This window comes from Cellvibrio sp. (genome assembly GCF_053579595.1).
Genome location: NZ_JBRFPI010000214.1, coordinates 1 through 7,766 on the forward strand (window position 1 = coordinate 1; position 7,766 = coordinate 7,766).

Here is a 7,766-nt window from a genome sequence, read left to right on the forward strand (position 1 = left end):
GATCGCTACATCACTTTTTTGAGCGGCGCCAACAGCTTTTGCAATCATGCCTTTAGTATCGCCTTTGGTTGCCAGCACCACTTCATCGGTATGCCAGCGCTGTTTGGAGCGGGTATTGGCCGCAGCTGAATCCACATCGGATGCCCATTTTTCAATCGTCAACAAAGTGCCTTTTTCAAAATTGATTGCAACTGCATCACCCAGATATTCTTGCAAGCCCTGCAAGATACTGACGGTTTTTTTCGGCACATCGCTATAGCCGCCAATCAATGTTTCATCTGCATGCGGGCCGATCAGGGCAACCGATTTAATCGCAGCCTTATTCAGCGGCAAAATGTTTTTATCGTTCTTGAGTAGCACCATGGATTTTTCTGCCGCACGCAGTGCAACAGCGACATGCTGATCATTGCCAACAAATGCATCCACATCAGTGACATTGGTATAGGGATTATCAAATAATCCCAATGCAAATTTTTCATGCAACACACGCGCTACCGCCTGATCAATTTTCTTCAAACTGATTTTTTTATCGTTGACTAGCTGGATGATAGTTTTATAGGCATCACCATCCGGTGTTTCTACATCGACACCGGCTGCCAGCGCCAGCAGAGCCGCTTCGGATTTATCCGCTGCGAGATGATGACGATTGATCAATTCTGCAATAGCAAAATAATCGCTGACTACAACACCATCAAATCCCCACTCACCGCGCAAAATATTTTGTAGCAAATCCACATTAGAGTGCGAGGGAATACCATCAATTTCATTGTAAGAAGCCATCACACTGCGCGCTCCCGCAATTTTTACAGCGGCCTCAAATGGCGGCAAAAAGTTTTCACGCAAGCTGCGCTCACCAATAGGTGCCGGTGCGGTATTGAGCCCACCGGTTGGTTCACCATGACCGGCAAGATGTTTTAGCGTAGCGATTACTCTATCTTTACCAATCCCATCACCTCGCCCCTGAAAACCATTGACTGCTGCCACACCCAATTCAGAAACCAGATAAGGATCTTCACCGAGCGTTTCTTCTATGCGCCCCCAGCGTGGATCGCGCGCAACATCGAGCACCGGCGCTAACGCCTGGTGCGCACCTATCGCACGCATTTCCTGTGCTGCAATGGTATAAACCTGTTCGATTAATTGTGGGTCCCAGCTGCTAGCCAACCCAATCGCCTGCGGAAAACTGGTGGCATTGCGCCCGGCATGGCCGTGTAACGCCTCTTCATGAAAAATCGCCGGAATACCCAAGCGGGTATTCTCTATCAGATATTTTTGTACTGCGTTGGTAAAGGCGAGTGTTTGCGCGGGGGTTTTATTGGGCGTAATAACTGCTTTGTTTTCAGCAGGGCGCGCGACCTGACCGATACCCAAACCTAACACCTCTTTTGCGTGTTCGGCCGTAAACTCGCCTTTGTCTGTTTCAAGCTTTTGCCGTGCAACCCAAACGGTTTGCAACTGTGCAACTTTTTCCTCCAAGGTCATCCGCTTTACCAAATCGCCTACACGTTTCTCAATTGGCTTTTCGGAGTTTTTATACAGCGGCTCAGCAGCCATGTTCGCCGTACTAACGGATGCCAGGCTCGCGGCGACGAGCCAGATGCTTAGCCGATTAAATAGTGGAAATTGCATTGTGTTTTGCCCCTTAGTAGATTGGTTTTTATTATGAAACTTAGAAGATTATTTTCCGTACAGATCACTCTAGCCGATCGGAAAAAGTGCGGCAGTGGTTTTACATTTTTTTATTGCGGAAGTTGGAGCAGAAACAAAAAAGCCGCCAGGCATCTCGTCATAAACGATTTGATGATTGGCGGCTAAGGCTTTGCTAGAAAAAATTGGTTAATTCAAATATGAGAATTAACGGATATAACGGTTGATCACATTTTCGTAGAGTTCTTGGCGACCACTTTGCAGCGTAATTTCGCCACCCTTGTTACCCAAATCAGCCAATTGTTGCAGAGTCAATTTGCCTTGCTCGTAAGCAGCGCCGTTACCTGAATCAAATGATGAGTAACGCTCTTTGCGCATACCTTCCAGCGGTGATTTTTGCAGCAGACTGTCAGCGATCAACAATGAACGAGCAAAAGTATCCATACCGCCGATATGGCCGTAGAACAGATCGATAAAGTCAGGTGAGTTACGGCGCGCTTTTGCATCGAAGTTCACACCGCCACCCTGCAAACCACCACTGCGCAACAGTACCAACATCATCTCAACAGTTTCGTTGATGTTGTAAGGGAACTGGTCAGTATCCCATGCGTTTTGGTAGTCACCACGGTTAGCATCCAGTGAACCTAACATGCCTGCGTTTGCCGCTGCTTGCATATCGTGACACATGGTGTGACCAGCAAGAGTCGCGTGGTTAGTTTCCAGATTCAATTTAAAATCTTTATCCAAACCGTGATGACGCAAGAAGCCAATTACAGTTTCAGCATCGAAATCGTATTGGTGCTTTGAAGGCTCCATTGGTTTTGGCTCAATGAAGAAATAACCTTTAAAACCTTGTGCACGTGCGTAATCGCGAGCCATGGTCAGAAAGCGTGCCATATGCTCTTGTTCACGTTTCATGTCGGTATTGAGCAAGCTCATGTAACCTTCACGACCACCCCAGAACACATAGTTCTCGCCGTTCAAAGCGATGGTTGCATCAATCGCATCTTTCAATTGTGCACCGGCGTAAGCCACTACATTGAAATCCGGGTTGGTAGAAGCGCCGTTCATGTAACGTGGGTTAGAGAACAGATTTGCAGTACCCCACAACAATTTCACACCAGAGGCGGCTTGCTTTTGTTTCGCGTACTCAACGATGGTTTGCAAACGCTTGGATGTTTCAGCGCGAGTTGCACCTTCATCAATCAAATCAATATCGTGGAAGCAGTAGTAAGGAGTACCGAGCTTGGTAATAAATTCAAATGCCGCATCCATTTTTTCGTGGGCGCGTGCAACTGCGTCAGCAGTAGATGACCAAGGGAATACTTTAGTGCCTGGACCGAAAGGATCGTGACCAGCGCCGCAGAAAGAGTGCCAATAGCAGGTGGCAAACTTGAAATGCTCTTTCATGGTTTTGCCAGCAACAACACGATTTTCATCATAGTATTTAAATGCTAACGGATTATCTGAATCAGGACCTTCGTAGCCAATTTTGCCTACGCCGGGAAAGTATTCTTTGCTACCAATAACAATACTCATAATTTTCACCTTGGGGTTTTCACTAAAACATTATTCAAAAAACTGTTTATCGCAACGCGAATTGTTTTGCCTCAACGGGGCAAAAGTGCAACCCAGGTTTGATAAGCATCCTGATACTGCGCAAACAACGCCGCCTGAGGTTCGATCACACTCAAGCGGGTCAAACCGGTAAAAGCTTCTGTTGCCGACGCGTAATAACCACTGCCCAACGCCGCTGCGCGCGCTGCACCTTCGGCGCCGTCGGTTTCAAACATTTCTACTGCCGCTTGGGTAGTGTTGGCAAACGTTTGTGCAAACACATCGCTCAAAAACATATTGCCTTTACCGGCACGCACCACTTCGCAACTGCCACCCAAGGATTTCAATACATCAAAACCCTGATTGAGCGAAAACACTATGCCTTCTTGTGCGGCGCGCACCATATGACCTAAGCCATGGCGATTAAAATCCAGATTGCGCAACTGCGCGCCCAAATTTTTATTTTGGAAAATACGTTCCGCACCATTGCCGAAGGGATGAAACAATAAACCTTCACTGCCCACTGGCACGGCTTGCGCGAGTGCATTCAATTGCGGATATGAAGGTGTTGCACCAGCTTCACCGAGCGTTTGACGCAACCAGGAATACAAACGACCACAGCCATTTACACAAACCAAAACGCCATTGCGTTTTTTCTCTTCGGTGCTGGTAACGTGTAAAAAAGTATTTACGCGCGATTCCACATCTGCCGCGGGCTGGTCGGTCACACCGTAAATTACACCTGACGTACCTGCTGTAGCAGCCACCTCACCCGGTTCCAACACATTCAAGCTAAATGCATTGTTGGGTTGATCGCCAGCGCGATAACAAATTTTTACGCCGTCGCGCAAACCTAATTCAGCTGCAATGCCAGCACTTACATGGGATTGCACACCAAAGCTTGGCACCACATCCGGGATCAAATCGCTATCGATTCCCCAGTGCGCCAACAATTCAGTAGCAACACGATTCTCTTTGAAATCCCACAGCGTACCTTCTGACAATCCGGACGCAGTAGTGTTGATTACACCGGACAATTTCATCGCAATAAAATCACCGGGCAGCATGATCTTATGAATGCGCGCAAAAATGTCCGGTTGGTTCTGTTGCACCCAGCGCAATTTCGCGGCAGTAAAATTACCGGGCGAATTTAGCAGGTGGCCAAAACAATAATCGGTACCCAATTCTGCTAACGCGACATTACCCAATGGCACGGCACGGCTGTCGCACCAAATGATCGAAGGACGTAATACCTTTTGGTCTTTATCAACCACCACCAAACCGTGCATTTGGTAGGAGATGCCAATCGCATCAATTTGTTTGGGATCAAAACTGCCGCGCGCAACCAAACGCGCAAACCCCTGACGCACGCAATCCCACCAAGTATCGGGGTGCTGCTCGGCAAACCCCACCTCAGGGCTATCAATAGACAATTCAGAATCAGGATAAGAAAGCGCTCCCAGCCCCTTACCGGTGTGTCCATCCAACACCGATAACTTGACCGAAGAACTACCGACATCAATACCAAGAAACAACATAGAAGCTCGCTAATCCAAAGAGTAAATGCATCCGGTTACAAACGCCGGTATAGCGCACGCAAAGTTGAGCATATTTTTTATGTTTAAAAAGTATGCACCGCTGCGGAACATGCTAATAGCATAGCTTATTGTCCATCTGACAACAAGATAAAGGAGTGTAAATATTTAGGGCGAAAGTCACACTGGCACCAGAAGCTAGCGGCAGATGTCAGGCAAATCATCGCCCAACCGCTATAGTGCACAGGTAACTGGCAGGCTATGCACTTAGAAAGGCGCTCGTATACCCCTCTCGACCATTGTTTCTTGGGCTTATACAATGCCGATTAAATGAGCCTATCGGTTAGTGCTCTATCAACCAACAGAAACAATCACTCCAGCGCAAGCTCTGAGGACATTGCACGTGCCCAACACCCACATTCCCGGCAGCCAACACTCTCCCAATGCATTAAGCCTAGCGGAGAATGTCATCAAAGCACTTTCTATCGACAACCTTGTTTTCGGGTTGGATGACGACGACCTGAAAATCCTGTTGGTCAAACAAACCGACCCACTGCACCAGGGCAAATGGGCCCTACCGGGGGGCTGGATTCGCTACGACGAAAACCTGCGCGATGCCGCCTACCGCCTGCTGGAGGAATTGACCGGTGTGCGCGACCTCTATCTGGAGCAGCTCAAAACTTTTGGTCGCGTGGATCGCTTTCCAAGCGAACGCGTGGTGACCATCGCCTACTACGCGCTGGTAAGCGCAGACAAGTTTTCACTGGTAGCAGGCCAAAGCGCGGCCGATGTGAGCTGGCAAAGTGTAAATAAACTTCCCGAGCTGGTGTATGACCACGCCGAAATTATCGAGCACGGCTTGAAAGTATTGCGTCATCAGGTCTGTCATCAACCGATCGGTTTTAATTTGCTGCCTGAGAAATTCACCCTGTTGCAGCTGCAAGCGCTGTACGAAGCAATCCTCAATACCACCCTGGATAAACCCAACTTCCGCCGCAAAATCATGAAGATGAACCTGCTCAGCCCTTGCAATGAAAAACAGCAGGGGGTGCCACACCGCGCCGCCAGCCTGTATCGTTTTGATGCGGAAGCCTACAAGCATTTGAGCGAATCGGGATTTGCCTTTGAGATCTAAGGAAGTAGATTTACCAAGCAGTTTACGCGATGCCATATAGTCAATAGAACCATATTGCTTTAGTATTCTTTCCACCCTGAAACGCCGGTTCACGAGACCGGCGTTTTGCTTGTTTCAAGACCTTCAGCACCTATTGGCAACTGCCCGTAACCCGGCAACTGTGATATGGTCGCGCCGTCGAACCAGCGGCAATAACAAAGCTGGCCGCAAGGCTGGCATATAAAGATAATTTCAATAATAGGTATCACCATGAACGAGACCCCTAATATAAATCAGGCGAACAACGCCTTCGTCATACTTATCAGCGTCATTGCTACCATCGGCGGTTTTTTGTTTGGCTTTGATAGCGGTGTAATTAACGGTACGTATGATGGGCTAAATCAAGCATTCAGCTTAACGACCGGAGAATCACGACAATCAACGCTATCTATATTTTTAGCGCTAGGATCTGCAGTATTGGCAGTTATCGGACTCCATTTTGTACGTAAAGAAGTCCTTTATATTGCAGCAGCGATGTTTATTTACTTTATGTGGGAAGCCCGTGAAGATAACTCGTTCCGCATTGCCTCCATGCTTATAGGCTGTGCTATTGGTGCCTTCTTTGCCGGCACCTGGGCGGACAAATATGGTCGCTGGACAGTATTAATGATATCTGCAGTGCTATTTATTATTTCTGCTTGGGGCTCAGGCATAGCCACCTCATCGACCGAATTTATTATCTACCGAGTAATCGGAGGATTAGCCGTAGGTGCCGCAAGTATTATTTGCCCTGCATACATTAGTGAAGTAGCACCGGCTCACTATCGCGGCAAACTGAGCTCAGTACAGCAAATCGCCATTATCACAGGCTTAACTGTCGCCTTTCTAAGTAACTATTTCCTCGCCAAAACTGCAGGTGCTTCTACTGCCGTTTTCTGGCTGGGTTATGAAACCTGGCGCTGGATGTTTTGGATGGAATTGATCCCCGCCGGTATCTTTTTTATCGCCTTATTTTTTATTCCGGAAAGCCCCCGCTTTTTAGTTGCCAATGGGAAAAATGATAAGGCCGAAGCGGTCTTGACCAAACTCTACGGCGCGGCCACCGCAAAAATTAAAGTGAAGGAAATTTACGGCACCCTCGCGCACGACCACAAACCGCGCATGTCTGACTTAATCGACAAAGCCTCAAGCAAAGCTCGCCCAATTGTATGGGTGGGCATTGGATTGGCAATCTTGCAACAATTTGTTGGCATCAACGTGGTGTTCTATTACGGTGCGGTGCTTTGGCAAGCAGCAGGCTTCTCTGAAAGCGATGCACTATTTATCAATGTTGTATCGGGTGCAGTGAGTATCGGAGCCTGTTTCATCACCTTCTTTGTCGTAGATAAAATCGGTCGCAAACCTTTGCTCTGGTTCGGCTCGATTGGTATGACCATTACACTAGGATTGGTTGCCTATGCGTTTGCCGGTGCACCATTAGATGAAGCTGGAAAGCTGCAATTGTCCGATACCAATGGCTTGGTTGCGTTGATCGCCGCCAATGTTTATGTGGTGTTCTTCAATATGTCTTGGGGTCCGGTAGTCTGGATTATGTTGGGCGAAATGTTCCCTAACCAAATTCGTGGATCAAGCTTGGCCATTGCCGGATTGGCACAGTGGATGGCCAACTTCCTAATCACTTGGACCTTCCCTCTGTTACTCGCATCAGCACTCGGGTTAGCTGGCGCATACAGCATTTACGCGCTCTGCTCACTGCTCTCGGTATTCTTTGTTATCTGGTGGGTCAAAGAAACCAAGGGCAAGGAATTGGAGCAAATGGAGGGGTGAGTACCCTGCAAAGCCAATAGCTTCAATGGTTAAAACAAAAAGGCGAATCCACTGTGATTCGCCTTTTTATTTGGCGGAGCGCCGTT

Annotated in this window: 5 protein-coding genes; 2 read left to right on the forward strand and 3 right to left on the reverse strand. The window is 48.0% G+C overall.

The genetic code is table 11. The features are described from left to right. The 3 genes from ACWA6V_RS13525 to ACWA6V_RS13535 all read right to left on the reverse strand — a co-directional run. A partial coding sequence (locus ACWA6V_RS13525) for a glycoside hydrolase family 3 protein (protein ID WP_449522985.1) occupies window positions 1-1,629 on the reverse strand: 1,629 nt, incomplete at its 3' end. A gap of 225 nt (window positions 1,630-1,854) precedes the next feature. Then, window positions 1,855-3,186 (reverse strand): xylose isomerase, encoded by a 1,332-nt coding sequence (xylA, locus tag ACWA6V_RS13530; RefSeq protein ID WP_310067235.1) that lies wholly within the window; start codon window positions 3,184-3,186, stop codon window positions 1,855-1,857. 71 nt (window positions 3,187-3,257) lie between these two features. Next, window positions 3,258-4,742, reverse strand: coding sequence for a xylulokinase (locus ACWA6V_RS13535; protein ID WP_449522986.1), 1,485 nt, complete (start codon window positions 4,740-4,742; stop codon window positions 3,258-3,260). Window positions 4,743-5,142: 400 nt separating this feature from the next. Here ACWA6V_RS13535 and ACWA6V_RS13540 point away from each other — a divergent pair, with 400 nt between their 5' ends. Both ACWA6V_RS13540 and ACWA6V_RS13545 read left to right on the forward strand, forming a co-directional pair. Continuing rightward, window positions 5,143-5,874, forward strand: coding sequence for an NUDIX hydrolase (locus tag ACWA6V_RS13540; RefSeq protein WP_310067238.1), 732 nt, complete (start codon window positions 5,143-5,145; stop codon window positions 5,872-5,874). A 249-nt stretch (window positions 5,875-6,123) separates the two neighbouring features. Next, window positions 6,124-7,680, forward strand: a complete 1,557-nt coding sequence (locus ACWA6V_RS13545; protein WP_449522987.1) for a sugar porter family MFS transporter — start codon at window positions 6,124-6,126, stop codon at window positions 7,678-7,680. The last annotated feature ends 86 nt before the right edge of the window (window positions 7,681-7,766 follow it).